A 26071-nucleotide genomic window follows, 5' to 3' on the forward strand; every position below is an offset into this window, starting at 1 on the left:
GGCGACGCGACCCTCCCCGACTCGCTCGGTTAACGCGGGTAACACCCGAGATCAGACCCGTTTTCGCCCAATAAGCGCATACCGACCGTCCAGTTTGGCGAAAACCGCGCGCGCACCCAAACCGGCGAGTAACGTGCGTGACTCCGCTTTCCCCCACCCCCCACCTCCCTGCGGTCCGCCGCCACGGACCCGAGCCACGCAAGGAGCCCCGGGATGTCCTACGACCCGCCGCACCCCCCGTCGTACCTCACCTACCCCTGGCAGCCCCCGCCCCCCGAACCGCCCCGCCCACGCCGCACTCCGCCCCGCGAACCCCTCGGCCACCACAGCGACCTGCGCATCCTGCGCGGCGCCTACCGCTGGCAGCGCCGCACCGCCGCCCTCACCGCGCTCGGCTACTTCACCCTGTTCCTCGTCCTGTCCGCGTTCGCACCGGACGTCATGACGAGGACGGTCGTCGACGGCATCCCGGCCGGCCTGCTGCTCGCCCTCCTCCAACTCCCGGTCACCTGGCTGGCGATCGCCCTGTACGAGCACACCGCGCGCCGCCATGTCGACCCGCTCGCGGACCGCATCCGCAAGGAGGCCGAACTGGACGCACGGCGAGGAGCGGCCCGATGACCGCCGGCGCCGCCCCGGACCTCTCCGGCTTCACCGGCTTCAGCAGCTCCGCCCAGACCATGTCGCTGGTCGCCTTCTCCGCCGTCGCCACCCTCACCCTGCTGCTGTGCGTGATGGCCGGCCCCGACCGCGACGACCTCGACGAGTTCTACACCGGCTACGGCTCCCTGTCCCCGCTGCGCAACGGCCTGGCCATAGCGGGCGACTACATCTCCGCCGCCACCGTCCTGGGCACCGGCGGGGTGATCGCCCTGTGCGGCTACGACGGTGTCGTGCTCGCCCTCAGCACGGCGCTGTCGCTGATGCTCCTGATGTTCCTGCTGGCCGAACCGCTGCGCAACGCGGGCCGGTTCACCATGGGTGACGCGCTGGCCCGCCGGATGCCGGGCCGCTCGGTGCGGATCACCGCCTGTGCGGTGACGATCGCCTCGCTGCTGCCGCTGATGCTGGTCCAACTCGCCGGCACCGGGCAGCTGATGGCGTTCATCCTCGGCTTCTCGAACGAGTCGCTGAAGACCGGCTGTGTCGTCGGACTCGGCGCACTGATGATCAGTTACGCGGCGATCGGCGGCATGAAGGGCACCGCCCTCATCCAGATCCTGAAGATCGTGATGCTGGTCGGATCGGGCGCCGTGGTCGCCGTACTGATCCTGCGCCGCTTCGACTGGGACCCGGGCGCCCTGTTCGGCGCCGCGGCGCAGCGGAGCGGGGCCGGGCCGGCCTTCCTGCACTCCGGGCTCGAGTTCGCCGGGCACCCGGGCGCCCGCCTGGACATGATCACCTCGGAGCTGACCATCGTGCTCGGCGGCGCCTGCCTGCCGCACATCACCATGCGCATGTACACCGCCTCCAGCGCCCGCCAGGTGCGCCGCTCACTGTCCTGGGCGGTGTCGATCGTGGCGCTGTTCGTGCTGGTCATCACGGTCATCGGGTTCGGCGCCACGGCCCTCGTCGGCAGCGGCGCGATCGCGGCGGCCGACCCGCAGGGCAACACGGCCTACCTGCTGGGCTCGCGGGCGGCGTTCGGCGCCGACGTGTCGACGGCGGAGACCTTCCTGTTCACCATGGTCACCACGGCGATCTTCCTGACCCTGCTCGCCTCGGTGGCCGGGATGATCCTCGCCTGCGCCAACTCCCTCGCCCACGACGTGTTCGCCGCCCGGGTCCAGGAGATGCCGGCTCGCAGGGAGATGACCCTGGCCCGGCTGTCCGCGCTCGCCATAGGAGTCCCGACGATCCTGCTGGCCACCATGGTGCAGAAGTACAGCCTGCAGCCCCTGATCACCCTCTCCTTCTGCCTGGGCGCCTCCGCCCTCGCGCCCGCCCTGGTCTACGGCCTGTTCTGGCGCCGCTACACCCGCAGCGGGCTGATGGGCACGCTGCTCGGGGGCTCGCTGACCGTGCTGCTGCTCATGCCGGGCACCAACCTCGTCTCCGGCTCGCCCGTCTCGGCCTTCCCGCACGCCGACTTCAACTGGTTCCCGTTCACCACGACCGGCATCGTCTCCATCCCGGCCGGCTTCTTCTTCGGCTGGCTGGGCACGGTCGTCTCGGGCCGCCGGAAGGCGGAGGAACAGCGGCGCCAGTACGAGGCCGTGGAGGGATGGATCCTCGCCGGGGCGGTACGCAGAGGCGGTTGACGACGTCCGCGCGGGGGGCTACTCCAGGGTCGCCCGGCCCGTCAGCGAGATGAGGCTGCTGCGCACGTGGTCCATGTGCGCCTGGACGTCGTCCCAGGTCTCGCTGTGCTCGCGCAGCACCCGCTCGGTGTCCAGGGCGATGCGCTCCTCGCGCGCGTGCGCCTCGGCGATGATGTCCGCGGCCCGCGCGCACGCCTCGTCCTGGCAGCGGCGCGCGGACTCCTCGGCCTCTTCGAGGGCGCGTTCCGCCTCCGACAGGGCGGCCTCGGCGCGGGCGATGCGCTCGGCGGCGTCGGCCTCAAGGGCGGCCGCCCGCTCGGCGTCCTCGCGTTCCGTGGCCTCCCACCGCTCGGCCAGCTCCCGGGACTGCTCGGCGAGCATGCCGGTGGTGCGCTGCCGTACCTCCCGCAGCGCGGCGAGCGCCTCCCCGCGCGCTTCCTTCACTTCGAGCCGGGCGCCGACGCGCAGGTCTTCGGCCTCCGCGCGCGCGGCGAGCAGACACTGGCGGGCGCGCTCATCGGCGTCCGCGCGGAGCGCGTCCGCCGCTTCCTGCGTCTGCTGACACAGGTCGAGGGCTTCCGCTTCGGCCCGCGCGACCTGTTCGTGCGCTTCGCGCCGCGCACGGTCGCGGACGTCCGCGACCTCCTGCAACGCGAGCTGGTAGAGGCGCTGCGCCTGCTCCCCGAGGGTCTCGTAGGTCTGGGGAGCGAGCTGCGCGACCGCCTCACGCAGCCGCGCGGCCTCCGCCCCCATGTCCTTGGCGAGCACGGTCAGCCGCGCGGCGCGCTCCCACGCGGCGTCCCGGTCCAGCGACAGCGCCTCCATGAACGCGTCGACCTGATCGGGGCGGTAGGCGCGCCCCCGGACGGTCGGGAAGCCGTGCGGCGTCATCGATGCGCTGCTCACCCTGCGAACCCCTCTCCACCGGACATACACGACAGGACGACGTGGCGCACATCTTGATGGATGGGGCGTAAGCAGGCATAACGCGACACTCCGCAGAGATGTCACGGTCGAAATCTCGATGTATGGCGCAGTTCCCGATCCGGGGTAACACCCGGGGGCCAGGGCGGGCGCTCTACAGCACGCCCTCCTCCAGGCGGGCGTCGCCGGCGTGAGCGGCACACCCGGATCCTCGCTCGGTGCCCCGAGCCCCGACGGCAGCGGGTGCCGCGCGCGGTCCTCGAGTGCGCTCAAGCAGACGTTGGTCGCGATCCGGTACAGCCAGGTCCGCACGGACGCGCGCGGGGTCGTACCGGTCTCGGGCCTCCAGCTCCGCAGCATCGTCTCCTGCGTCAGGTTGAATAGCAGTACGCCACCAACTCACCGTTCCTAAAGACTGAGCGGGAGTGAGTCCTGTTGCCAGGACCCATGCTCAGCCGAACGCCCCGAACGGTGTTGGGCGTTCTGGTCCACCGCGTTCGCTCCGCGTCCGGCGCGCACGGATCGTGTCCGTGGTCCGGGGATGCGGGGGCGGTTTCCCTCACGCCTCGGGGTGCCCCATCGGGCCTGGACGGTCCGATGCCCCGCACGATCGCTCTGGTCGTGCGGGGGCGGTGCCGTCCGTCGCCGGATCGGGTGGCCCAGGGCGCGCCTGCCGATCGCCACGGCGGCAGCGTCGTGGCGAGTGGTCTTGCGAGTCTGGGTGGTGAGGGGTTTCTGCCAGTGTTCGGCGCCCCACTTGCTTGTGTAGGCCGGGTCGACGGCGACGATGGTGATGCCGAGTTCGGCGGCCATGCTGACGAGTTGGGCCCGCAGCCTGGACACGGGCATGCCGGAGATGAGCTTGCGGAACTTCTTGTGGCGGCCGTGTTTCTCGCGGGTCTTCTCGGCGGTGAAGTCGAGGTCTTCGATCGCGATCGCGAGGCCGCGGCGCTTCGCCCAGTGCAGGAGGCGGATGAGGGCGTGCCGGACCTCCGCGTCCCGGTGCTGGGCGTTGCCGGTGAGGTCGTAGTCGAACCGCAGTGGTTCGCCGACCGGGTTGCCGTGTTCGTCCAGGCGCCACGCGGCGAAGTGGTCGGCGTTGGTGTCGACCCCGATCAGGCCGTTCGCGCGGGCCGCCGCCAGCGGCACGGTCTGGACTGGAGGGATCGTCCAGGACGCGGTGAGGTACCAGCGCCCACGCAGCGTGTCTTCGTGGATGCGGTAAGCGACGGCCCGGTTCGCAGTGACGCGGTCGCGCCACTGCTCGCCCCGATGCGCGAATGACACCCGAGAGGCGAGCACATACCGGCCGTGCGGGGCGTTCGCCAGATGAGCCAGCGGCGCGGGGAGCTTGATCGATACCTCGCCGTCGGGGGTGACGCGGATCGTCTCGTTGCCGTACGGCTTCCCGGACTCGCCGTCGGCCTGCAGAAACCGGCGCCCGGCCTGCCACTGCGTGCGCCACTGCTCCTCGGTGAGCTCCGCCTGGTCGAGATGGTGGCGGGTGTTCAGCAGCCGCTTGCCGCCGCGCACCACGTGCACGATGCCGGCCGCACGGTCGGCCCGCGCCGCATCCAGCCGGTCGGCGAGCACGTGCAGGCGGCGGGTCTTGGCGAACCACTCCTGCCGGGTGCGGTAGCCGCCCGGAGCCTTCCTGCCGCCCTGCTCCCCGACCGGGAGGGACAGCCGGTGCGCGATCGTGCGCACACCCGATTCCAGACTCTGGATGTGCGCGAGCTGGCCGCGCCGGGCGAGCGCCCACTGATCATGGGTGGCCTTCGTGATGGACCCGGCCCAGCGCGAGGAAGACTCCCCCGTGAGGAGGCGCTTGCGCTCGGCCCACTGTTCGGTGTCGTGCTCCAGCCCCGCCGCGCAGCGGGCTTTCAGATCCCGGGAGGCGAGCGTGCCCAGATGGTCGCCGACCAGGCGCAGTACCTTCTCGTCTTCGGCAGTCAGGTGCTTGAGCCGGTCGCGGACTGCGACCCCGGACGGCCCCAAGGCGACGAACGGCGCCGCCAACTCCCGCAGCCCACCCATCCCTTCGCCCCCGTCCCCGCGCAGCCCGAAGAACCCGTCACCGCACCCAACGACCACCGCAGGCAAAGGTCACCCATTCGACAGAGAAACCTCTGTTCTATGTGTCGTCGCCCGAAGCTCACTGATGTGCGCCAGAACACACCCGTGCACCAGTCAATCGCCAGCAGTTGCAACCCCGGAACGGCTCCAATTCCACCCGCGCATCATGCCCTTCACGCGCGCGCGTGAAGGGCATGATGCGATCGGACTCCTCAGACCCCCTCACACACGGACTACAGCAGCCCGTCCCACATCTGCTCCAGCAGCACCGACCACCAGCTCTCCGGCGAACCGAGCGCCGCCGGGTCCAGGGAGGCCAGCTGGGCCTGGAAGTCGACGGTCCAGCGGCCCGCCTGCTCCTGGTTCAGCCCGAACCTGAGCCGCCACATCCGGCCCAGCAGCGCCAGGCAGCGCGCGAACTCCGGCAACCCGGTGTTCACGAACTGCGGCGGCACCGGCGCACCGCCCGGGCCCGCCTCCACGGGCACCGCGACGATGTTCGCCGTCCCGTACTGCACACAGATCGCCCGGCCGAAGTCCGTGCCCATCACCAGGTACGAGCCCGCGTCCGAGGCCGGCTGCACCCCGCGCTCGGCCGCCAGCTCCGCCAGCGTCGGCACCGGACGGCCCGGCTGGGCCTGCGCCCAGAAGAACGGGGCCATGTCCGTCGGCAGCCCGGCCACCACCAGCGTGTGCGCCACGATCGGCGGCACACCCTGCCGCGACACCGCCTGCTGCTCGAACCGGAAGACCCCCGGCCCGAACGCCGCCGCCAGCTCCTGCGCGATGCCCTCCGGAGGGACGGGCTGCACGGCCTGCACCGGCGGCAGCGGCGCCCGCACCGGCGCCGGCCGCGCGGGACCGTCCGCCACCTGGTGCAGCTCGCCCTGGTGCGCCAGCAACTGCTGCATGCCCTGCTGCCGGCTCGCGTGGTCCGTGCCGTACGGCGCGATGCTCGTGATCCGCGCCTGCGGCCACTGCTCGCGGATCATCCGCGCGCAGTACGCACCCGGCAGCTCGCACGACTCCAGCTCCGTGTGCAGCTCCAGCACCTGGTCCGGCGGCACGTTCATCGCGCGCAGCTCGTGGAAGATCTGCCACTCCGGGTGCGGCGTACCCGGAGCCGAACGCCGGATCAGCTGCTGCTCCGAACCGTCCTGCGCGCGGTAGCGCAGCACGGCCTGATAGCCCGGGCCCACCGTCGGCTGCCCCTGCTGCGGGTAGCCGTACGCCGGAGGCTGCCCCGGCACGGGCCCGCCCGGCGGCGGCATCGCACCCGGCGGCACGGCTCCCGGCGGCATCGGCTGCGGGGCACCCGGGACGCCGGGCGGCATACCGGGAGTGCCCGGCGCGCCGAGTGCGCCGGGGGCGGGCGGCGGCGGGGGCGCGCCCGGGCCGCCCACGGGAGGCGCGGCCAGCACGGTCTCCGCGTGGTGCACAGCGCCACGCCCGCCTCCGGAAGCACCGGGGGCGCCAGGCGCGCCGGGCATGCCCGGGGCACCCGGAGGCTGCGGCGCGCCAGGGGCGCCGGGGGGCCGCGGTGCGCCGGGGGTCGGAGGCATGCCCGGGGCGCCCGGTGCCGCGGGAGCGCCGGGCGGGTGCGGCATGCCCGGGGCGCCCGGAGGCTGCGGCGCACCTCCGCCCATCTGATTCGGGTCGGCCAGCATCGTGGCCGCGTGGTGCACGTTGCCCGGAGGCGTGCCACCGGGAACGCCCGGCGCACCAGGCGGGTTGGGGGCGCCCGGCGCCTGCGGCGCGCCCACGCCCCCCGGGGCGCCGGGGGCACCCTGCACCTCAGGCCCCTCGGGACCGAGCGCCGACACCAGCTGCGTCGGCACGTACCCGCCCGCAGGCGCGCCCGGAGCACCGGGCGCGGGCGGCGGAGGCGTGCTCCCCGGGCGTGCGCCCGGCGTACCCGGAGCGCCCGGCGGCGGAGGCGGCGTGCCCAGTCCACCGCGTGCCTTGCGCGGCGGCGGTGCGGCCTTGCTCGTCGCGGCGTCCGCGATGTCCCCGGCATGCGGCGCGAGCGGACGCCCCGGGGCGCCGGGGCCCGCCGGAGGCTGCGGCGCGTTCGGGACGGCGCCCGGCGCCTGCGGATACCCGTACCCGGGAGCACCCTGCGGACCACTGGGAGCACCCGGCGCGCCCGGGCCCTGCGGGTATCCGTACTGCGAGGCGCCCGGAGCCGCCGGCGGAGTGCTGCCCTGCGGAGCACCAGGCACACCAGGCGCACCAGGCGCGACAGGGGGCGCGGGCGGAGTGCCCGGGGCCGCCGGGGAGTAGGCGGGCGCGCCCGGCGGGGGCGTGCCCTGTGCCGCCGGACCCTGCGGATAGCCGTACGGCTGCGCGCCCGCAGGCGGCGGAGGCGTGCTGTTCTGCGGCGCGCCCGGCACACCGGGAGCGGCGGGCGCCCCGGGCACACCAGGTGCGCCCGGCGCCTGCGCCATGCCAGGCACTCCCGGCGCCTGCGCGAAACCGGGCGCCCCCGGAGCACCACCCGGAACGGGCGCACCGTCCTGCGCTCCCGGCGGGAAGTTCTGCGCTCCCGGCGCGTTCGAACCGTCGAGCGCCGGCGCGACCGCCGTCGGCGGCAGCTGGCTGCCCCCCGACATCAGCGCCGTCTTCGCGTCCGGCGCCACCGCCGGCGGCCGCGAAGGCTCGACGTCCGCATCGCTCAACGGCGGCGCGAACACCGTCGCGGGCAACGGCACCGAACGGTCCTCACCCGCATCCGCGTTGGTGTCCGTACCGGCCCACGGCGTGGCCCCGTCAGGCACCTCCGCCGCACCCGGCACTCCCGGCGCCCCACCGGGCGCACCCACGCCCGGCGCACCGGCACCGGCACCGACCGCCCCGGCAGCGGGCCACGACGCACCGCTCCCGGACCCGCCGGCCGCACCCGCACCGTCGGTTCCGGCCCGCGCGTCGGCAGCCGCAGGCACCCCGGCCTGCGTCTCGGCAAGCGCACCACCCCCGACAAAACCGCCACCCACAGAACCGGACCCGGCACCGGAGCCGGCCGCAGCCGCGGCGCCCGCGTCCTGCGCCGACCCCGCCCGACGATCCGGAATCCCCAGCTTGTCCGCCGCCTCCTGCAACCACTCCGGCGGACTCAGCAGGAACGACGTCTGGTTCAGGTCCACCCGGGCAGCCGCCGGTGCCGGCACCGCGTCCTCGACCTCGGCGCGGCCGTACTCCTCCTCGTACCGGCGGATCACCTCACCCACCGGCAACGCGGGCCACAGCGTCGCCTCGCCGCTGTCCCGGGCGATCACCAGCCGCTGCGCGCCCGCGTCCGAACGCGGGCCCTCCGCACGGTCCTCGCCCCACACCACGAAGCCCAGCTCGAACTCCCGCACCCGCACCTCACGATGCTGGTACGCGGGAACGTCACCGTTGATCCACTCCTCGGCGCGCTCCTGCGCCTGTGCGAACGTCACCATCGCGAAGCTCACTCCCCCGCCGAAGAGACCGGAACGGCATGCGCGAAACCGCCGTCCACCATCAGGTTCGCCACCGTCTCCAACTCCGGCGGATTGCCCGCCAGCCGCGACAGGAAGGCATCGAAGTCGTCACCGCACAGCAGCAACAGGCGCTCCACCCGCTCCGCCGGGGACCACGACGGATCCACGTCCCGCGCATCGTCGTACGCGCAGAACCACACCGAACCGACCCGCTCGCCCTTCACCTTCACCGCGAGCAGACCACCCTGCACGAAACCGACGCCCAGGTAATCCTTCGTCAGATGGTCACGCAGGCACTTGTTGACGTACACGAGGTCATTGACCGCCGCCTCGTCCCGCACCGTGAAGAACGGCTGATCCAGCAGCAGTCCCAGCTCGGCGTCCAGCGCAGCGCCCACCGGCGCGGCACCGCCCGCCGCCTTCAGGAACGAACGGTAGGCACCCGGCAGACGGTAGCCCAGGTCCTCCTCCACGCCCTGAACCTGCGACTCCGTCACCGCCACACCCGACTTCGACAGCCCGAAGTGCGCCGGACGCGTCTCCTGCAACGGCCGCGTACCACGCTTGCCCTGGTCCACCCGCGTCGTCGCCACGCCACCGTGATGCCGCAGCAACGCCTTCACCTCGACCGGAACCAGCTCCAGCCGCCGCGAACCCACCACGTGGTGCCACGTCCAGCCGTGCGGTGTCGCCACCGCCGGCACCGTGTCCCACAACTCGTGCCCCGACGCCGCCAGAGCCGCGTTCGCCGACACGTAGTCCGTCAGCCGCAACTCGTCGACGCCGAAACCCTCCGGCGGATCGGCGATCTGAGCCGCCGCGCGCGCGTACGGCGAGAAATCCGGGTAACCGCGCTCGTCGATCCGTACCCCTCTCGGGTGACGTGCCGCCCGGACCGGATCCGGGAAGTGCACGACCTGCCCGGCATAGGCCGCGTTCGGCGGCGCGGCTTGCTGCCCGAGCCGACCTGTCGTCATGGCGGTTGCCCCCTGCGGCGTTCTCTCTGGCCTGAACGGCGGTGTCGATCGCGGATGGCGACAGCCTATGCGGTACTCGAACCCCGGTCACCGGCGCTCCACCCCACTCCTGCACTTCCCACCTCCCCTTTCGTGACCAGCCGTCACCCTGTCGTGACAGCCCGCCCAAACCCGGGCGTGTCGCGCCGCCCCAGCTTCCGCACCAGCCACGGCATTTGGCACTCTGTGTCCTTCGGGGGGATGCCCGGGGAGGGGATGACGATCATGAATACCTTGCAGACCGGAGGTAACGACGTGCGGGCCGGAGACCCTCGCATCGGCTGGAGCGGCACCGACACACCCCCCGCCCCCACCCTTCTGCACCGCCGCGACGGCATCCTCCCCACCATCGCCGCCGCCCTCTCCGTACGCGGCTCCACCCTCACCGGCACCGCCGCCCGCGGCGACCAGCCCCCGCCCCTGCACCCCCTCGTCCAGGACTTCCTGGACACCCTCACCAGCACCCAACGCGACCGCTTCACCGGCCGCTGCGCCGAAACCATCCTCATCTCCCGGCACATCGCCGCCGCCGACGCCACCCGCAGCAAACGTGCCGCCCGCAAACCCATGACCAACGGCGAAGCCCGCAAATCCCTCAGGCAGGCCAAACTCACCGCCCGCCGTATACGCGAGGACGGCGACCCCCTCCACGGGAGCTTCGCCACCCCCTGCCGCGCCTGCGCCGCCCTCAGCGCCCACTTCGGCGTCCGCATCGTCGACCCGACCACCACCGGCGACTGACACCCCGGCCCGCCCCGGCACCGACCAGAACCACCCAGCCGGCACAAGTCAGCACGAGCCGGCACGACGATCGAAGGGCCGATGCACCCCGACCGCACCTCGACCACCCGCTTCCCCGTACCCGTCGACGCCGCCCTGCGCGCCGCCGGCTGGCAACCCGGACGCTGGGACATAAAACAGGCCGAGATCTGGGCCGACACCCTGCGCGAACACACCTCACCCGCCGGACACCGGCACACCGTCTTCCCGGCCGCCGTCGAAGCCTGGGCCGAATTCGGCGGGCTCCACATCAAACCCGGCGGCCCCGGCCGCCAGGTCGCCCCCGCCACCCTCCACCTCGACCCGCTGCACGGCCTCCACCACGCCCGCACCCTCGGCGACCTCGGCCGCGCCCTCGGCACCGAAGTCAGCCCCCTCGGCGAAGAAGCCGACACCGCAGCCCTCCTCGCCATCGACAGCGAAGGCCGCGTCTACACCCTCGACCACACCGGCGACTGGTACGTCGGCCCCGACATCGACCACGCCCTGTCCACCCTCGTCGCCGGCACCGAACCCGTACGCCTCACCGTCGCCTGACGCACCCCGCGCCCCGGGCCACGCACCCGGGCTACGCCGCCGGAATCACCGCCGACACCCGGAAACCCCCGGCATCCGTCGGCCCCGAAACAAACACACCACCCAGGGCGACCACCCGCTCCCGCATCCCCACCAGGCCATTACCACCCGACGGCAACCGCGCCGCCGACGCCGACCCGGGCTCCGGCGGCTCGTTCTCCACCTGCATCGCGATCTCCGCCCCCCGATGCGCCAGCCGCACATACGTCTTCGCGCCCGCCGCATGCTTGTGGACGTTCGTCAACGCCTCCTGCACCACCCGGTACGCCGTCTGCTCGACCTCCGCCGCATACACCCGCACCTCCCCCTCGACCGAGAGATCCACCACCATCCCGGCCGCCGCCGACTGCCCGACCAGCTCCTCCAGCTCCTCCAGACACGGCCCGTCCCCAACCGCCTCCTCGGCAGCCACCTCCGACACCGCCTCCGCAGCCGCCACCCCCACCGCGGCGGGCGGCACCGACGCCACACGCCACTGCGCACCATCCCCGGCCCGCAGCACCCCGAGCATCTCCCGCAACTCGGTCAACGCCTGCCGGCCCATGTCCCCCACCAGCGCCGCGTTCCGCACGGCCTTCTCGGGATCCTTCCGCGCAACCGCCTGCAACGCCGCCGCATGCACCACCATCAGACTCACCCGATGCGCGACCACGTCATGCATCTCCCGAGCGATCCGCGTCCGCTCCTCGTTACGCGCCCACTCGGCCCGCTCCTCCGCCCGCTCCGCGAGCAACTGAAGCTCCCGCTCCAGACTGTCCGCCCGCTCCCGCAGACTCTCCATCAACCGACGGCGCGCACCCACGTACAACCCGAGCAGCACCGGCGGAGCCGTCAGCCCCAGAGACGTCGTGATCGAAGCGAACGGCACGAACCAGTCACCCAGGGTCAGATCACCCCGCGCCATGTCCTGCCGCACCCGCACGAACGTCACGATCATCGTGCCCAGCAGCGACATCCCCGCCAACGCCACGATGATCCGCCGCGGCAACTCGGCCGCGGCCAGCGTGTACAGGCCGACGATGCCCATCAGGAAACCCATCTGGGCCGGCGTGATCGCGATCGCGACCAGCACCACGGCGATCGGCCACTTCCTGCGCACCAGCAGAACCGAACCGGCGATCAAACCGAAAACGATCCCCACCGACACCGGGATCCCCGCATCGCGCGCGAACGGAATCCCCTCCGCGCCGCACTCCACCGCGGACACCAGCGCGAGACTCCCGTCGAGCACCGCACTGCGCCGCCTTACCCACCACCATGGGCCGGTCAGGGCCCTGGCATGCTCTTCCCCCGTCGCGGTCATGCCTCCAGCCTACGGGCGGGGGCAACGGCATTTCCGGTGACTTTCGCCTACCGGCGCCGACCACACTCCGCATTCGAATGGCATCGAAACCCGCCGGTATCCCTCGAACTACTGAACGTCACCCGTTCACACCCGGAAGCGAAGATTCCGCCCGGACGGTATGCGTATGACACATGCATCCGGCAAGAGCGGCAAGTATGAGGACTTCGAGGGGTTGCGGGAGCGAGCGGTCACGTTGCGGCGGGAGGGGCTCAGCCGACGGCAGATCCGGGACCGACTGCACGTCGACAACAACGACATCCTCAACCGGCTACTGGAGGGGGAGCCGCCGCCGGAATGGACGAAGCGACCGAACGCGAAGGATGACCTTCGAGAGCGGGCGCGGGAGCTACGGCTACAGGGGTGGACTTACGACCAGATCCAGGCCGCGCTGGGCTGCTCCAGGAGTTCGGTGTCCCTGTGGGTCAGGGACCTGCCGAAACCCGAGCCTCGGTACACCCAGGAGGAACAGCTGGCACTCATGCAGGAGGGGCTGGCAAGGTGCCGCACCGCGGAGCGCGCGAAGCGCGTGGCGTCCAAGGTCTCCGCCGTCGGAGAGATCGGGGACCTGACGGATCGCGAGCTCTTCTTGGTGGGGGTCGCGCTCTACTGGGCGGAGGGCTCAAAGAGCAAGCCCTACGACCGGCGCGAGCGGGCGGTCTTCGTCAACAGCGACTCCGGTGTGATCCAGACCTACCTCGCGTGGCTGGACCTGCTCGACGTGGACAGGGGACGCCTGACCTTCCGCGTACTCATCCATGAGTCGGCGGATGTGGAGGCAGCCCATCGGCACTGGGCGGCTGTCGCCGACGTGGACGTGTCCGTCTTCGCGAAGCCGACCCTGAAGAAGCACAACCCCAAGACGGTCCGCAAGAACACCGGCGACGACTACCACGGCTGCCTGGTCATCGTCGTAGCCAGGAGTGCCCACTTGTACAACCGAATCGAGGGCTGGTGGAGCGGAATCGTGGCCCAGGCGCAGGCACGTCTCGGGTAAGGTCTGAAGCGCTGTCCCCCGTGGTGTAACTGGCAGCACACTGGTTTTTGGTACCAGCAGGACAAGGTTCGAATCCTTGCGGGGGAGCCACAGCACACAAGACCTAGGTTCGGGCCCTGACGGCACAGCCAGGGCCCGCTCTCATATCCCCCCAACCCCACCCCGGTATCCTTCGGCTGTCACCCCCACCATCCAGAGCCGAAGGGCAACCCCGTGAGCGCCATTCGCCCGGCAGCCGTCGTCGTTCTCGCAGCGGGTGAGGGCACCCGTATGAAGTCGGCCACACCGAAGGTCCTGCACCAGATCTGCGGCCGTTCCCTGGTGGGCCATGTGCTGGCCGCCGCCCGCGAGTTGGACCCCGCGAACCTGGTGGTCGTCGTGGGCCACGCCCGTGAGCAGGTCACCGCGCACCTGACCGAGATCGATCCCGGCGTGCGCACGGCTGTGCAGGCGAAGCAGAACGGCACGGGGCACGCCGTACGGATGGGGCTCGAAGAGCTGGGCGGGGGTGTCGACGGGACCGTCGTGGTCGTGTGCGGGGACACCCCGCTGCTCACGGCCGACACGCTTCAGCAGCTCGCCGCGACGCATCACGCCGACGGCAACGCCGTGACCGTGCTGACCGCCGAGGTCCCGGACGCGACCGGTTATGGCCGTATCGTCCGCGACGAGGCGAGCGGTGCTGTGACCGCGATCGTGGAGCACAAGGACGCCAGCGACGCCCAGCGGGCGATCCGGGAGATCAACAGTGGGGTGTTCGCCTTCGACGGGCAGTTGCTCGCGGACGCGCTGAAGAAGGTGCGGACGAACAACAGTCAGGGCGAGGAGTACCTGACGGACGTGCTCGGGATTCTGCGGGAGGCCGGGCATCGGGTGGGGGCGTCGGTCGCCGTCGATCACCGGGAGATCGCCGGGATCAACAACCGGGTGCAACTCGCGGAGGCGCGTCGGATTCTCAACGACCGGCTGCTGACTCGCGCGATGCTCGACGGCGTGACTGTCGTGGACCCGGCCACCACCTGGGTCGACGTGACCGTGACCTTCGAGCAGGACGCTGTCGTCCATCCGAACACGCAGCTCACTGGTTCGACGCATCTCGGTGAGGGTGCGGAGGTCGGGCCGAACAGCCGGCTGAAGGACACCCGGGTGGGTGCGGGGGCCCGTGTGGACAACACGGTGTCGGACGGTGCGCGGATCGGTGAGCAGGCGTCCGTGGGGCCGTATGCGTATCTGCGGCCGGGTACTCGTCTGGGTCTCAAGGCCAAGATCGGTACGTATGTGGAGACGAAGAACTCTTCCATCGGTGAGGGGACGAAGGTTCCGCATCTGTCGTACGTCGGTGATGCGACGATCGGTGACTTCACGAACATCGGTGCCGCGAGTGTGTTCGTGAACTACGACGGTGAGAGCAAGCACCACACGACCGTCGGTTCGCACTGCAAGACGGGTTCGGACAACATGTTTGTGGCTCCTGTCACGGTCGGGGACGGTGCTTACACCGCCGCCGGGTCCGTGATCACGAAGGACGTGCCGCCCGGTTCGCTGGCCGTGGCCCGTGGTCAGCAGCGGAATATCGAGGGTTGGGTGGCCCGGAAGCGTCCTGGGAGTGCTGCCGCGAAGGCGGCTGAGGCCGCGGCCCGGAAGGGCGAGGGCGAGGGCTGACCGGAAACGGGTGCGCCAAACACGGCGTACCGTGATAAGTGCACATCCGCACGAGTGCATACCCGCTGCTGAGACACCTCTGAGGAGATAGTGCTGTGACCGGGATCAAGACGACCGGCGAGAAGAAGTTGATGTTCTTCTCCGGCCGCGCCCACCCCGAGCTTGCCGAGGAGGTCGCCCAGCAGCTGGGTGTCGGGGTCGTCCCGACGAAGGCCTTCGACTTCGCGAATGGCGAGATCTACGTCCGTTACCAGGAGTCGGCTCGTGGTGCGGACTGCTTCCTGATCCAGAGCCACACGGCTCCGATCAACAAGTGGATCATGGAGCAGTTGATCATGATCGACGCGCTGAAGCGTGCGTCGGCGCGGTCCATCACGGTCATCGTGCCGTTCTATGGTTACGCGCGGCAGGACAAGAAGCACCGGGGTCGTGAACCGATCTCGGCGCGTCTGGTCGCGGATCTGATGAAGACGGCCGGTGCCGACCGGATCCTGACGATGGATCTGCACACGGACCAGATCCAGGGCTTCTTCGACGGGCCGGTGGACCACCTGTTCGCGCTGCCGCTGCTGGCGGACTACGTGGGCGAGAAGGTGGACCGGGACAAGCTGACGGTGGTGTCTCCGGACGCGGGTCGCGTGCGGGTGGCGGACCGTTGGTGTGACCGGCTGGGTGCGCCGCTGGCGATCGTGCACAAGCGGCGTGACAAGGACGTGGCGAACCAGGTGACCGTCCACGAGGTCGTGGGTGAGGTCAAGGGCCGGGTCTGTGTGCTGGTGGATGACATGATCGACACGGGTGGCACGATCTGTGCGGCTGCGGATGCGCTGTTCGCGCACGGTGCGGAGGACGTCATCGTGACGGCGACGCACGGTGTGCTGTCGGGTCCGGCGGCGGACCGGCTGAAGAACTCGCGGGTGAGTGAGTTCGTGTTCACGAACACGCTGCCGACGCCGGCGGAGCTGGGCCGGGATCTGGACAAGATCACGGTGCTGTCGATCGCTCCGACGATCGCGAGCGCGGTGCGTGAGGTGTTCGAGGACGGGTCTGTGACCAGCCTCTTCGACGAGCAGTGAGGTTTCTGCGGGCCCGCCTGGCGGGCTAGCTGAAGATCCTTTTGGGTACGGCCTTCCTGCCGAGTAGACTGCTGCAGTTGCTCGGCGAGGGAGGCCGTACCTGTTTCATACGGGTATCGGCTGTCCGTTATCGACGCGCTCTTCGTAGCAGGCCGTTCGTGGCCGGGTGACCCTGTCCGTTCGCGATTCCTACGAGGAGTGATCAACATGTCCGAGGTGAAGCTCACCGCCGAGACGCGCACCGAGTTCGGCAAGGGTGCCGCCCGCCGTATCCGCCGTGACAGCAAGGTTCCCGGTGTCCTGTACGGCCACGGCTCGGACCCGCTGCACCTGACCCTGCCGGGCCACGACCTGCTGCTGGCGCTGCGTACGCCGAACGTCCTGATCTCCCTGGACATCGACGGCAAGACCAACGAGCTGGCGATCCCGAAGTCCGTGCAGCGTGACCCGCTGAAGGGCTTCCTGGAGCACGTCGACCTGCTGCTGGTCAAGCGTGGCGAGAAGGTCACGGTCGAGGTTCCGGTCCACGCCGAGGGTGAGCTGGCCGCCGGCGGCAACCTGCTCGAGCACGTTCTGAACGCCCTGCCGGTCGAGGCCGAGGCCACCCACATCCCCGAGGCGCTGACCGTCTCCGTCGAGGGCCTGGAGGCCGGTGCCTCCGTCCTCGCCAAGGACGTCAAGCTGCCCTCCGGTGTGACCCTGGCCGTCGACGAGGACGCGGTCGTGCTGCAGGTCCTGCAGGCGCAGGTCGAGGAGGCCGTCGAGGGCGAGGCCGCCGAGGGCGAAGAGGCCGCGGAGGCCTGAGCCTGCCTACCGGCGGTTCGGCCGTAGCAGGGCTGGGGCGCGTTTCGTAGGCGCCCGGTGCTGCAGGCTGTGCCCACCCGTTCCGCCCTGCGGAACGATTGCCCACAGCGGTAGCTGTACGCTCCAGCCGCTGCTTCCCTTGGGGGAGCAGCGGCTGTTGCACGTGAGGAGACATGGACGTGACCACCCCCGCCAACGCCCCCTGGCTCATCGTGGGCCTCGGTAATCCTGGGCCCGAGTACGCCATGAATCGGCACAACGTCGGGTTCATGGTGGCGGATCTGCTCGCGGAGCGGATCGGGGGGAAGTTCAAGCGTGCGGGCAAGGCGCAGGCGCAGGTGCTGGAGGGGCGGATCGGTCCGATGGGGCCGGCGAACCGGCGGGTGATCCTGGCCAAGCCGATGTCGTTCATGAACCTGTCCGGCGGTCCGGTGAACGCGCTGCGGGACTTCTACAAGGTGCCGGTGGCGAACATCGTCGCGGTGCATGACGAGTTGGACATCGACTACGGCACGCTGCGGCTGAAGCTGGGCGGTGGCGACAACGGGCACAACGGTCTGAAGTCGATGACGAAGGCGATGGGGGCGGACTACCACCGGGTGCGGTTCGGGATCGGCCGGCCGCCGGGGCGGATGCAGGTGGCGGACTTCGTGCTGAAGGACTTCTCGTCGGCGGAGCGCAAGGAGCTGGACTACTTCGTGGACCGTGCGGCGGACGCGGTGGAGTGTCTGGTGATCGAGGGCCTGGAGCGGGCGCAGGGCGCGTACAACTCCTGACTTGTCCGGCCATGCCGCCCGCGGGAGTTGACCGGTCGTGGGGGGATGGCCAATGATCCCGGCCATGCCTGCCACAGCCGCCACCGCTCGCCAGGCCTCCGTGACCGCGCTGCGGTTCGGGCGGGTCGCCGCGATGGGTGTGCTCGCCGCGCTGATCCTGTTCACCGGGGTGTGGGGTTCCTGGGGGACCGCACAGCACGTGATGCTGACGAAGGGGCGCGAGCGCGGCACGGTCAGGGTGACGAGCTGCAGCGGGGACACGTGCCGGGGCCCGTTCACGCCGGCGTCCGAGGGGGCGCGGGCGCGGTCGAGCGTGGAGATCGCGCATTCGGTGGCGGTGCGCAAGGGGCTGACGTACACCGTGGTGGTGAAGCCGGGGACCGACGAGGTGGTGCGGTCGGGGCCGGCGGGGATCCTGTACGCCTGGATTCCGCTGGGCGGTGCGTTGCTGCTGGCGTCGGTGGTCGTGGCGGGCGGTATGCGGCTGACGCGGGCGGCGTGGGTGCTGGCGGGGTCGGGGATCGCGCTGCTGACGGGTGCTTTTCTCGTGACCCTCTGATGCCGTGCCCGTCCGATTTCGTGCCCGTCCGATTTCGTGCCCGTCCGATTTCGCGCCCGTCCGATTTCGCGCCCGTCCGATTTCGCGCCCGTCCGATTTCGCGCCCGTCCGATTTCGCGCCCGTCCGATTTCGCGCCCGTCTGATTTCGTGACCCGCTGATTCGTGACCCGCCGAGGGGTTGGGGCGTTCTTCACATCTGTGGGGGGTCTGTTCGTTGCCTGTTCGTGCTTGACCGGCTGTCAGGCGGGGCTGGAAGCTGAGCCGCCCCCTCCACATCTTCCCCGTTCGCCACTCGAAGATGGACCCTGCCCATGCGTACCCTCATCCGCACCGGCGCGCTGACCGCCGGTGTCGCGGCGGCGCTCGTGTGCGCCCCCGCCGCCCACGCGAGTGCCCCTGGTGACAACGGCACTGTAAAGATTCATGACGCCAAGACCGGCGAGGAGCTGCGCCGCAACGAGCCGCACGTGTGCACCTTCTACCTGGACGCCTTCGGTTTCGACAAGGTGCAGCAGGTGGACTGGCACATCGAGGCCTGGGCGCCGACGGCTGCGACGAAGGGCGCGACGGTGAAGTCGGGCGCCCTCACGCTGGACGCGGACGGTCACGGCCGTAGCGAGGACCTGTCGCTGCCGGACGGTCACTACAAGCTGTTCTGGAACTTCGAGGGCGAGAAGGGCGCGGCCAAGCACAAGGTGTTCTGGACGGACTGCGCCGGCTCGCAGGGCGGCGGGGGCGGTACGGCGACCCCGTCCGGTTCGGCGTCGCCGTCCTCGTCGTCCGGTACGGCGACCGGCGGGTCCGGGTCCCCGTCCGGGGGCCCGTCGCAGGCCGGGTCGCCGGGCTCGTCGTCGGCCCCGTCCTCCGCGCCGTCCGCCCAGGGCACCGGCGGTGACCTCGCCGAGACCGGTAACGGTGCCCCGGTGGGCCTGCTGTCGGCCGTCGCCGCCGCGCTGGTCGGTGCGGGCGGTTATCTGGTGGCCCGGCGGCGCAGGGCCCGGCAGGGCTGAGGCGGCTGGACGCACGGGTGCCCCCGAGGTCGTACGGACCTCGGGGGCACCTTTTGTTGTGCTTGTTGTGCGCCGGCGGTCAGCCGGTGTTGCGCAGGCCCGCTGCCACGCCGTTGACGGTGAGGAGCAGGGCGCGGGAGAGCAGCGGGTCGGGTTCGGCGCCGGCGGCCGCGGCGTCGCGCTGGCGCTTGAGCAGGGTGACCTGGAGGTAGGAGATCGGGTCCAGGTAGGCGTCGCGGATGGTGAGGGTCTGCCGGAGGGCGGGCTGGGCGTCGAGGAGTTCCTTCTCGCCGGTGACGCGCAGCACCTCGCTGACGGTCAGCTCGTGTTCGGCCTTGATGGTGTCGAAGACGTGCTTGAGCTCGTCGGGGACGAGGGTGTCGACGTAGTGCTGGGCGATCCGCAGGTCCGTCTTGGCGAGGGTCATCTCGACGTTGGACATGAAGTTGCGGAAGAAGTGCCACTGCCCGTGCATCTCGTCGAGCACGCTGTCCAGGCCGGCTTCGCGCAGGGCCTTGAGGCCGGAGCCGACGCCGAACCAGCCGGGGACGATCTGCCGGGACTGGGTCCAGCCGAACACCCAGGGGATGGCGCGCAGGCCGTCGAGCGAGACGCCCGAGCCGGGGCGGCGGGAGGGCCGCGAGCCCAGGTGCAGGTCGGCGAGCTGGTCGACCGGCGTGGAGGCGAGGAAGTACGTCGGCAGGTCGGGGTCCTCGACGAGCCTGCGGTAGGCGGCGTGGGCGGCGTCGGAGACGACGTCCATGGCCGCGTCCCAGCGGGCGAGGGCCTCGTCGGACTGGCGGGGGGCGGTGTGCAGGGCGGAGGCCTGGAGGGTGGCCGCGACCGTCAGTTCGAGGTTCTCCCGGGCCAGGGACGGGATGAGGTACTTGTCGGAGATGACCTCGCCCTGCTCGGTGACCTTGATCTCGCCCTCCAGGGTGCCCCAGGGCTGGGCGAGGATGGCGTCGTGGGAGGGGCCGCCACCGCGGCCGACGGTGCCGCCGCGGCCGTGGAAGAGGCGCAGCCGCACCCCGTAGCGGTGCGCGACGTCGCGCAGGCGGCGCTGCGCCCGGTGGATCTCCCACTGGCTGGTGGTGATGCCGCCGAACTTGGAGGAGTCGGAGTAGCCGAGCATGACCTCCTGGACGTCGCCGCGCAGCGCGACCAGGCGCCGGTAGGACGGGTCGGAGAGCATGTCCTCCAGGATGGAGTCGGCGGCGCGCAGCTCGTCGGTGGTCTCCAGGAGCGGGACGATGCCGATCTTCGCCCAGCCGGCGTGCAGGTCGAGGAGGCCGGCCTCGCGGGCGAGGACGGCGGCGGCGAAGACGTCGTCGGCGCCCTGGCACATGGAGATGATGTAGGACTCGATGACCTCGGGTCCGAAGACCTCCAGGGCGCGCTTGACGGTCTCGAAGACGCCGAGGGTCTTGGCGCCGGCCGCGTCGACGGGGGCCGGGGTGGGGGCCAGGGGCCTGCGGGAGCGCAGTTCCTTGGCGAGGAGCTTGGCCCGGTAGTCGCGGGGCATGTCGGCGTAGCGCCAGGACTCCTCGCCGAGGCGGTCGAAGAGCTGGCCGAGGGCGTGGTGGTGGGCGTCCGCGTGTTCGCGTACGTCCATGGTGGCGAGCTGGAGGCCGAAGGCGGCCAGGGTGCGGATGGTGCGGCTCATGCGGCCGTCGGCGAACAGCGCGCCGCGGTGCTCGCGCAGGGAGGTCTGGATGAGCCGGAGGTCGGTCAGCAGTTCGCCGGTGCCGAGGTAGTCGCGGCCCGCCTCGTGCGGGGTGCCCTTGGCGAGGCGCTGCTTGGTGTTCTCCAGCTTCTGCCGGATGCAGGTGGCCTTGAGCCGGTAGGGCTCCTCGGCGTTGAGGCGCTTGTAGCGGGGGCTGATCTCGGGCAGCCGCTCCAGGTCGGCCTGGAGGGACTCGAGGAGTTCCTCGGTGGCGCCGGCGTAGCGGATGGAGTTGGAGAGCAGGCCGCGCAGCTCGTCGATCATCTCCAGGGCGTCGTTGATGCCGTGCTCGTGCTGGAGGATGAGGACGTCCCAGGTGACCTGGGGGGTGACGTTGGGGTTGCCGTCGCGGTCGCCGCCGATCCAGGTGCCGAAGGTCAGGGGGCGGGTGTCGTCGGGGAGCTTGACGCCGACGCGCTCCAGTTCGGCGGTGAGGTCCTCGAGGACGTCGCCGACGGCGTCGGCGTGCAGCTCGTCGAGGTAGTAGATGGCGTTGCGGGCCTCGTCGGCGGGCTCGGGGCGCACCACGCGCAGTTCGTCGGTCTGCCAGACGAGGTCGATGTTCTCGGCGAGGCGGACGTCGTGGCGGCGGCGGTCGGAGTCGAGGACGGGGGCGTCCAGGAGCGCGGCGATGCGCCGGAGCTTGTTGAGGACCGAACGGCGCGCGGCCTCGGTGGGGTGTGCCGTGAACACCGGACGAACGTTGAGGTGCTCGACGCTCTGCCTGATGTGCTCGGGGTCGGCGTCCTTGAGGCGGTCGGCGGTGCGGGCGAGGAGGCCGCCCTCGGCGGCGCGGCGGGCGCGCAGCTCGCGGCCGCGGTGCACCTGTTCGGTGACGTTGGCCAGGTGGAAGTAGGTGGAGAAGGCGCGGACCAGCTTGGCGGCGGTCTGCAGTTCGGTGCCGCGCAGCAGCTCGGCGGCGGCCTCGCCGTCCTCGCGGGTGAGGCGGCGGACCTTTTCGACCAGGTCGAGGAGTTCGGGGCCTTCCTGGCGTACGAGGGTCTCGCCCAGGAGGTCGCCCAGCCGCCTGATGTCGGCGCGCAGCTCGGTGCTGGTCGTGGTGGTCTGGTCGTCGGCACTGCTCACAGGTGCGGCTCCTTGCAGTGTTGAAGCTCGTCTGGGAGGGAACCCGGGGCACCATCCAGCAGCGGCGAGGGTGCCGCATACGGGCCGGAACGTCCGGGAAGGATTCAGAGCGGACCGCGCTGTCCGACCGACTCCAAGGATAGGTGTCGATACGGACGCGCAGGCTCTCGGGCTCTTGCCGCGGCTCGGCACGCTGCCATACTTACGTCGCCGTAGGTTACGGAACCGTAGGGAAGTACCGCTGGAGTCCCGCTCGGTCCGGCCGGCCCGGCGCCCTGTCCCGACCCTCGAACCCCACAGGGGACACGCATGACCTCACGTTCCGATGTGATCGAAGAATCCCGTACGGCCGACGACACTCCCATCGCCTCCGCCACGCTGGGTGGCGAGCAGAAGCGTTCGATCGAGCAGATCACGCTGCTCCTGTTCATCACCGTGCCGTTCCTGGCACTGGTGGCGGCCGTGCCGCTGGCCTGGGGCTGGGGGGTGAGCTGGCTCGATCTGAGCCTGATGGTGTTCATGTACTTCCTGGGGTGCCACGGCATCACGATCGGTTTCCACCGGTACTTCACCCATGGTTCGTTCAAGGCCAGGCGGCCCCTGAGGATCGCGCTGGCGATCATGGGGTCGCTGGCGGTCGAGGGCCCGCTGGTGCGGTGGGTCGCCGACCATCGCAAGCATCACAAGTTCTCCGACGCCGAGGGTGACCCGCACTCGCCGTGGCGGTACGGGGAGACGGTCCCGGCTCTGCTGAAGGGTCTGTGGTGGGCGCACATCGGCTGGATGTTCGACGAGGAGCAGACGTCGCAGGAGAAGTACGCGCCTGATCTGATCAAGGACCCGGCGATCCGGACGATCTCCCGCCAGTTCGTCTACTGGACGGCCGTGTCCCTCGCCGTGCCCCCGCTGGTCGGCGGTCTGGTGACGATGTCCTGGTGGGGCGCGTTCACCGCGTTCTTCTGGGGTTCACTCGTGCGAGTGGCGCTGCTGCACCATGTGACGTGGTCGATCAACTCGATCTGCCACGCGGTGGGCAAGCGGCCGTTCAAGTCGCGGGACCGCTCGGGCAACGTGTGGTGGCTGGCGGTGCTGTCCTGCGGTGAGTCCTGGCACAACCTGCACCACGCCGACCAGACGTCCGCGCGGCACGGTGTGGAGCGCTGGCAGCTGGACTCCTCGGCGCGGTTCATCCGCTGGTTCGAGATGCTCGGCTGGGCGTACGACGTGCGCTGGCCGTCACGCTCGCGTATCGATTCGCGCCGTAACACCGAGGAAGGCGGCTCCCGGCGCCGGAAGGAGCCCGTGAAGGCGGCATGATTGACGGCGTGGCGACCGACTCCAGCACCCCCAGCACCGACAAGCCGCGGCGAGCGCGCCGGACCCGTATGACCGGTGCGGAGCGCCGCCAGCAGTTGCTGGAGATCGGTCGCACCCTCTTCGCCGCGAAGGGCTTCGAGGGCACCTCGGTGGAGGAGATCGCGGCGAAGGCCGGGGTGTCCAAGCCGGTGGTGTACGAGCACTTCGGTGGCAAGGAGGGGCTGTACGCGGTGGTGGTGGACCGCGAGATGCGGCGGCTGCTGGACATGGTCACCGGCTCGCTGACGGCCGGCCACCCCCGCGAACTGTGCGAGCAGGCCGCCTTCGCTCTTCTCGACTACATCGAGGAGTACACGGACGGCTTCCGCATCCTGGTCCGTGACTCCCCCATCCCGCAGTCGACGGGCTCCTTCGCCTCGCTGATCTCCGACATCGCCACCCAGGTGGAGGACATCCTGGGCCGCGAGTTCAAGTCCCGCGGCTTCGACCCGAAGCTCGCCCCGCTGTACGCCCAGGCCCTGGTCGGCATGGTCGCCCTGACCGGCCAGTGGTGGCTGGACGTACGCCGCCCGAAGAAGGCGGAGGTCGCGGCGCACCTGGTGAACCTGGCCTGGCACGGGCTGGACGGGCTGGAGCAGAAGCCTCGGTTGATAGGGCACCGCAAGAGCTAGCAGCGTCCGCCGCCGGGTGATGATCACCCGGTGTGATGACCTTTGTCGGTCCCGGCGGCTACCGTGGGTACTCAGGACGAGAATCCCGTTCATGGGAGGAATCACCATGACTGCCGAGCCGAGCGCCGCACACGACTCCGAGCCCGGCATCCACCTGCCCGTGCCGCCGCCCGAGGGCTTCACGGTCGACGACCTGTTCACCTTGCCGGACCTCCCGCCGCACACCGAGTTGATCGACGGGAGCTTGGTCTTCGTGAGTCCGCAGCGACGTTTCCACAGCAAGATGATGGAACTGCTGGTGAACGGCTTGCGCTCGACACTGCCGGAGAATCTGAGTGTTGAACGGGAGATGACCGTGATCCTGGACCGGCGCAACGGTCCGGAACCAGACGTCAGCGTCGTCCGCGCGGAAGCCGTCACAGGGCTTGAGCAGACCCGGTTCAAGGCGGAGGACCTGGTGCTCGCCGTCGAGGTTGTCTCACCGGACTCCGAGGCCCGTGACTACGACACCAAGCCCTTGAAGTACGCGGCAGCCGGGATCCCCCATTTCTGGCTGGTCGATGTGGCCGAGGGCAATCGGCACCCCGTGATCCGGACCTACGAACTCGACCCGGTGACCAAGGCGTATGGGCTCACTGGCATCCACCACGACAAGCTCGAGCTCGCCGTGCCGTACGACATCGCCATCGACATCACTCTGAACGCCCTGAAGCATCTGTAGCCACCGGCTCCAGGAACTCCAACCGGTTCCCCACCAGGTCCTCCGAGTAGAAGCGTCGGTGGCCCGGCAGATTGTCGTCCCAGGTCACCGGCGCGCCCCTCTCCGCGAGCCGGGCCGCGTACGCCTCGATGTCCGTCACCCTCAGTCCGGGGTGTGCCTTGCGGGCCGGCCGGAAGTCCTCCTCGATGCCGAGGTGGAGCTGTACGACCCCCGCCCGGAACCAGCAGCCGCCGCGCGCCGCGAGCACCGGCGGCTTGGGGATCTCCGTCATGCCGAGGACGTCGGCGTAGTACGCGCGCAGGACGTCCTCGGAGCCGGGCGGTGCGGCCAGCTGAACGTGGTCCACAGCGACGAGCATGCTCATGCCCCCTTCACGGCCACCGCGAACAGCCGCCGGAAGGGCAGGACCGTGCCGTACGGCGCGCTCGGGTAGGCCTCGCGGAGCAGGTCCCGGTACTCGGTGACGAAGGCGTCGCGGGCCTCGGGGTCGTCGGCGAGGGCGGTGAGGGCGGGGCGCAGGCCGGTGCCCTTGACCCAGTCCAGGACCGGGTCCTCACCCGCCAGGACGTGGAAGTACGTCGTCTGCCACACGTCGGCCTCGCAGCCGAGGCGGGCGAGGCGGTCCAGGTAGGTGCCGGGGGTGTGGACGGAGTCCTCGTGGCGCAGGACGTCGGCGAGGCGGGGCTTCCAGCGGGGTGTGGCGGCCAGTTCGCGCATCAGGGCGTGCAGCGGGGCGTCGATGTTGTCCGGGACCTGGAAGGCGAAGGTGCCACCGGGCTTCAGCGCGCCGATCCAGTCGGCGAAGCGGTCGGCGTGACCCGGCACCCAGTGGAGGGTGGCGTTGGAGAGGATCAGGTCGTGCGGCCCCTCGGGCGTCCAGACGCGGGCGTCGGCGTGGGCGAAGTCCAGGCGGCCACCCCCGGCTGTGGCGCCCTCGTGGTCGACGTGCGCCTTGTCGAGCATCTCGGGCGAGTTGTCGTAGCCGGTGATGTGCGCGGTGGGCCAGCGTTCGGCGAGCAGGGCGGTGACGTTGCCGGGGCCGCAGCCGAGGTCTGCGATGCGTGGCCGGTCATCCGGCAGGGCAGGGACGCGGGCGAGCAGGTCGGCGAAGGGGCGGGCGCGGTGGCCGGCGTGGCGGAGGTACTGGGCGGGGTCCCAGGTGGGCGTCGTCATGACTCCACTCTCCCGCCCCACATATCTTGAAGTCAAGAGACTTGATCTCAAGA

22 protein-coding genes, 1 tRNA gene and 1 pseudogene are annotated in these 26071 nt (G+C 70.8%); 15 read left to right on the plus strand and 9 right to left on the minus strand.

What is annotated here, in order from left to right; translation table 11 throughout:
• Window positions 1-213 precede the first annotated feature (213 nt).
• Together ACFYZZ_RS16060 and ACFYZZ_RS16065 are read left to right on the plus strand one after the other, a co-directional pair.
• Window positions 214-621, plus strand: coding sequence for a DUF485 domain-containing protein (locus tag ACFYZZ_RS16060; RefSeq protein ID WP_389175951.1), 408 nt, complete (start codon window positions 214-216; stop codon window positions 619-621).
• The gene (locus tag ACFYZZ_RS16065) at window positions 618-2261 is read left to right on the plus strand and encodes a cation acetate symporter (RefSeq protein WP_389175953.1); all 1644 of its coding nucleotides are present in this window, start codon (window positions 618-620) and stop codon (window positions 2259-2261) included. The genes ACFYZZ_RS16060 and ACFYZZ_RS16065 overlap by 4 nt, the downstream gene beginning before the upstream one ends.
• An 18-nt stretch (window positions 2262-2279) precedes the next feature.
• Here ACFYZZ_RS16065 and ACFYZZ_RS16070 read toward each other — a convergent pair whose 3' ends face one another.
• From ACFYZZ_RS16070 to ACFYZZ_RS16090, 5 genes and pseudogenes are all read right to left on the minus strand, one after another.
• Complete coding sequence (locus ACFYZZ_RS16070) at window positions 2280-3167, minus strand: cellulose-binding protein (protein ID WP_389175955.1); 888 nt, start codon at window positions 3165-3167, stop codon at window positions 2280-2282.
• A gap of 276 nt (window positions 3168-3443) precedes the next feature.
• A pseudogene (locus ACFYZZ_RS16075) lies at window positions 3444-3572 on the minus strand (sigma factor); the annotation flags it as partial.
• A gap of 21 nt (window positions 3573-3593) precedes the next feature.
• Window positions 3594-5222 carry an IS200/IS605 family accessory protein TnpB-related protein gene (locus ACFYZZ_RS16080; protein WP_389175957.1) on the minus strand — a complete coding sequence of 543 codons (1629 nt, stop codon included), beginning with the start codon at window positions 5220-5222 and terminating at the stop codon, window positions 3594-3596.
• Between the two features lie 272 nt (window positions 5223-5494).
• On the minus strand, window positions 5495-8704 hold the full coding sequence (locus ACFYZZ_RS16085) for an SUKH-4 family immunity protein (protein WP_389175959.1): 3210 nt from the start codon (window positions 8702-8704) through the stop codon (window positions 5495-5497).
• 8 nt (window positions 8705-8712) lie between these two features.
• Complete coding sequence (locus ACFYZZ_RS16090; RefSeq protein ID WP_389175961.1) at window positions 8713-9702, minus strand: SMI1/KNR4 family protein; 990 nt, start codon at window positions 9700-9702, stop codon at window positions 8713-8715.
• Window positions 9703-9957: 255 nt separating this feature from the next.
• Here ACFYZZ_RS16090 and ACFYZZ_RS16095 point away from each other — a divergent pair, with 255 nt between their 5' ends.
• Both ACFYZZ_RS16095 and ACFYZZ_RS16100 read left to right on the plus strand, forming a co-directional pair.
• Window positions 9958-10482 carry a YwqJ-related putative deaminase gene (locus ACFYZZ_RS16095; protein WP_389175963.1) on the plus strand — a complete coding sequence of 175 codons (525 nt, stop codon included), beginning with the start codon at window positions 9958-9960 and terminating at the stop codon, window positions 10480-10482.
• Between the two features lie 81 nt (window positions 10483-10563).
• On the plus strand, window positions 10564-11058 hold the full coding sequence (locus tag ACFYZZ_RS16100) for an SUKH-3 domain-containing protein (RefSeq protein WP_389175965.1): 495 nt from the start codon (window positions 10564-10566) through the stop codon (window positions 11056-11058).
• 31 nt (window positions 11059-11089) lie between these two features.
• Here ACFYZZ_RS16100 and ACFYZZ_RS16105 read toward each other — a convergent pair whose 3' ends face one another.
• On the minus strand, window positions 11090-12400 hold the full coding sequence (locus ACFYZZ_RS16105) for a sensor histidine kinase (protein WP_389175967.1): 1311 nt from the start codon (window positions 12398-12400) through the stop codon (window positions 11090-11092).
• Window positions 12401-12566: 166 nt separating this feature from the next.
• Between ACFYZZ_RS16105 and ACFYZZ_RS16110 the strand changes: the two genes are divergently transcribed.
• The 8 genes from ACFYZZ_RS16110 to ACFYZZ_RS16145 all read left to right on the plus strand — a co-directional run bounded on the left by ACFYZZ_RS16110 (window position 12567) and on the right by ACFYZZ_RS16145 (window position 19324).
• On the plus strand, window positions 12567-13436 hold the full coding sequence (locus tag ACFYZZ_RS16110) for a helix-turn-helix domain-containing protein (RefSeq protein ID WP_389175969.1): 870 nt from the start codon (window positions 12567-12569) through the stop codon (window positions 13434-13436).
• 14 nt (window positions 13437-13450) lie between these two features.
• A tRNA-Gln gene (locus ACFYZZ_RS16115) sits at window positions 13451-13526 on the plus strand.
• Between the two features lie 123 nt (window positions 13527-13649).
• On the plus strand, window positions 13650-15098 hold the full coding sequence (gene glmU, locus ACFYZZ_RS16120) for a bifunctional UDP-N-acetylglucosamine diphosphorylase/glucosamine-1-phosphate N-acetyltransferase GlmU (protein WP_389175971.1): 1449 nt from the start codon (window positions 13650-13652) through the stop codon (window positions 15096-15098).
• A 95-nt stretch (window positions 15099-15193) separates the two neighbouring features.
• Entirely contained in the window at window positions 15194-16174 is a 981-nt protein-coding gene (locus ACFYZZ_RS16125; RefSeq protein WP_386573224.1) for a ribose-phosphate diphosphokinase, read from the plus strand.
• Between the two features lie 207 nt (window positions 16175-16381).
• Window positions 16382-16978, plus strand: coding sequence for a 50S ribosomal protein L25/general stress protein Ctc (locus ACFYZZ_RS16130; protein WP_389175974.1), 597 nt, complete (start codon window positions 16382-16384; stop codon window positions 16976-16978).
• 173 nt (window positions 16979-17151) lie between these two features.
• Window positions 17152-17754 (plus strand): aminoacyl-tRNA hydrolase, encoded by a 603-nt coding sequence (gene pth / locus ACFYZZ_RS16135; RefSeq protein ID WP_386573226.1) that lies wholly within the window; start codon window positions 17152-17154, stop codon window positions 17752-17754.
• A 52-nt stretch (window positions 17755-17806) separates the two neighbouring features.
• Window positions 17807-18313 (plus strand): hypothetical protein, encoded by a 507-nt coding sequence (locus tag ACFYZZ_RS16140; protein ID WP_389175976.1) that lies wholly within the window; start codon window positions 17807-17809, stop codon window positions 18311-18313.
• 312 nt (window positions 18314-18625) lie between these two features.
• Window positions 18626-19324, plus strand: a complete 699-nt coding sequence (locus ACFYZZ_RS16145) for an LPXTG cell wall anchor domain-containing protein (RefSeq protein WP_389175978.1) — start codon at window positions 18626-18628, stop codon at window positions 19322-19324.
• A 79-nt stretch (window positions 19325-19403) separates the two neighbouring features.
• Here ACFYZZ_RS16145 and ppc read toward each other — a convergent pair whose 3' ends face one another.
• Window positions 19404-22136, minus strand: a complete 2733-nt coding sequence (gene ppc, locus ACFYZZ_RS16150) for a phosphoenolpyruvate carboxylase (protein WP_389175980.1) — start codon at window positions 22134-22136, stop codon at window positions 19404-19406.
• A gap of 309 nt (window positions 22137-22445) precedes the next feature.
• On the opposite strand from ppc, the gene ACFYZZ_RS16155 reads away from it, so the two are divergent.
• The 3 genes from ACFYZZ_RS16155 to ACFYZZ_RS16165 all read left to right on the plus strand — a co-directional run bounded on the left by ACFYZZ_RS16155 (window position 22446) and on the right by ACFYZZ_RS16165 (window position 24845).
• Window positions 22446-23453: an acyl-CoA desaturase gene (locus ACFYZZ_RS16155; RefSeq protein ID WP_389175982.1), complete on the plus strand. Its 1008-nt coding sequence runs from the start codon at window positions 22446-22448 to the stop codon at window positions 23451-23453.
• Window positions 23450-24124, plus strand: coding sequence for a TetR family transcriptional regulator (locus tag ACFYZZ_RS16160; RefSeq protein ID WP_386573230.1), 675 nt, complete (start codon window positions 23450-23452; stop codon window positions 24122-24124). Before ACFYZZ_RS16155 ends, ACFYZZ_RS16160 begins: the two co-directional genes overlap by 4 nt.
• Before the next feature lie 106 nt (window positions 24125-24230).
• The gene (locus ACFYZZ_RS16165) at window positions 24231-24845 is read left to right on the plus strand and encodes a Uma2 family endonuclease (RefSeq protein ID WP_386573231.1); all 615 of its coding nucleotides are present in this window, start codon (window positions 24231-24233) and stop codon (window positions 24843-24845) included.
• Here the strand turns inward: ACFYZZ_RS16165 and ACFYZZ_RS16170 are convergent.
• Complete coding sequence (locus ACFYZZ_RS16170) at window positions 24817-25203, minus strand: glyoxalase (RefSeq protein ID WP_389176864.1); 387 nt, start codon at window positions 25201-25203, stop codon at window positions 24817-24819. The genes ACFYZZ_RS16165 and ACFYZZ_RS16170 overlap by 29 nt on opposite strands.
• A gap of 2 nt (window positions 25204-25205) precedes the next feature.
• Window positions 25206-26018 carry a trans-aconitate 2-methyltransferase gene (locus tag ACFYZZ_RS16175; protein ID WP_386573234.1) on the minus strand — a complete coding sequence of 271 codons (813 nt, stop codon included), beginning with the start codon at window positions 26016-26018 and terminating at the stop codon, window positions 25206-25208.
• Window positions 26019-26071: the final 53 nt, after the last annotated feature.

It is taken from the genome of Streptomyces sp. NPDC001816, from assembly GCF_042892235.1.
Taxonomy (GTDB): domain Bacteria; phylum Actinomycetota; class Actinomycetes; order Streptomycetales; family Streptomycetaceae; genus Streptomyces.

Excerpts from the sequence above, each read along its gene's own strand:
- ACFYZZ_RS16060 (WP_389175951.1), top strand. The coding sequence starts at position 214 with ATGTCCTACGACCCGCCGCACCCCCCGTCGTACCTCACCTACCCCTGG.
- ACFYZZ_RS16065 (WP_389175953.1), top strand. The coding sequence starts at position 618 with ATGACCGCCGGCGCCGCCCCGGACCTCTCCGGCTTCACCGGCTTCAGC.
- ACFYZZ_RS16080 (WP_389175957.1), bottom strand. The coding sequence starts at position 5,222 with ATGGGTGGGCTGCGGGAGTTGGCGGCGCCGTTCGTCGCCTTGGGGCCG.
- ACFYZZ_RS16085 (WP_389175959.1), bottom strand. The coding sequence starts at position 8,704 with ATGGTGACGTTCGCACAGGCGCAGGAGCGCGCCGAGGAGTGGATCAAC.
- ACFYZZ_RS16090 (WP_389175961.1), bottom strand. The coding sequence starts at position 9,702 with ATGACGACAGGTCGGCTCGGGCAGCAAGCCGCGCCGCCGAACGCGGCC.
- ACFYZZ_RS16095 (WP_389175963.1), top strand. The coding sequence starts at position 9,958 with ATGACGATCATGAATACCTTGCAGACCGGAGGTAACGACGTGCGGGCC.
- ACFYZZ_RS16100 (WP_389175965.1), top strand. The coding sequence starts at position 10,564 with ATGCACCCCGACCGCACCTCGACCACCCGCTTCCCCGTACCCGTCGAC.
- ACFYZZ_RS16105 (WP_389175967.1), bottom strand. The coding sequence starts at position 12,400 with ATGACCGCGACGGGGGAAGAGCATGCCAGGGCCCTGACCGGCCCATGG.
- ACFYZZ_RS16110 (WP_389175969.1), top strand. The coding sequence starts at position 12,567 with ATGACACATGCATCCGGCAAGAGCGGCAAGTATGAGGACTTCGAGGGG.
- ACFYZZ_RS16130 (WP_389175974.1), top strand. The coding sequence starts at position 16,382 with ATGTCCGAGGTGAAGCTCACCGCCGAGACGCGCACCGAGTTCGGCAAG.
- pth (WP_386573226.1), top strand. The coding sequence starts at position 17,152 with ATGGACGTGACCACCCCCGCCAACGCCCCCTGGCTCATCGTGGGCCTC.
- ACFYZZ_RS16140 (WP_389175976.1), top strand. The coding sequence starts at position 17,807 with ATGATCCCGGCCATGCCTGCCACAGCCGCCACCGCTCGCCAGGCCTCC.
- ACFYZZ_RS16145 (WP_389175978.1), top strand. The coding sequence starts at position 18,626 with ATGCGTACCCTCATCCGCACCGGCGCGCTGACCGCCGGTGTCGCGGCG.
- ACFYZZ_RS16155 (WP_389175982.1), top strand. The coding sequence starts at position 22,446 with ATGACCTCACGTTCCGATGTGATCGAAGAATCCCGTACGGCCGACGAC.
- ACFYZZ_RS16160 (WP_386573230.1), top strand. The coding sequence starts at position 23,450 with ATGATTGACGGCGTGGCGACCGACTCCAGCACCCCCAGCACCGACAAG.
- ACFYZZ_RS16165 (WP_386573231.1), top strand. The coding sequence starts at position 24,231 with ATGACTGCCGAGCCGAGCGCCGCACACGACTCCGAGCCCGGCATCCAC.
- ACFYZZ_RS16170 (WP_389176864.1), bottom strand. The coding sequence starts at position 25,203 with ATGCTCGTCGCTGTGGACCACGTTCAGCTGGCCGCACCGCCCGGCTCC.
- ACFYZZ_RS16175 (WP_386573234.1), bottom strand. The coding sequence starts at position 26,018 with ATGACGACGCCCACCTGGGACCCCGCCCAGTACCTCCGCCACGCCGGC.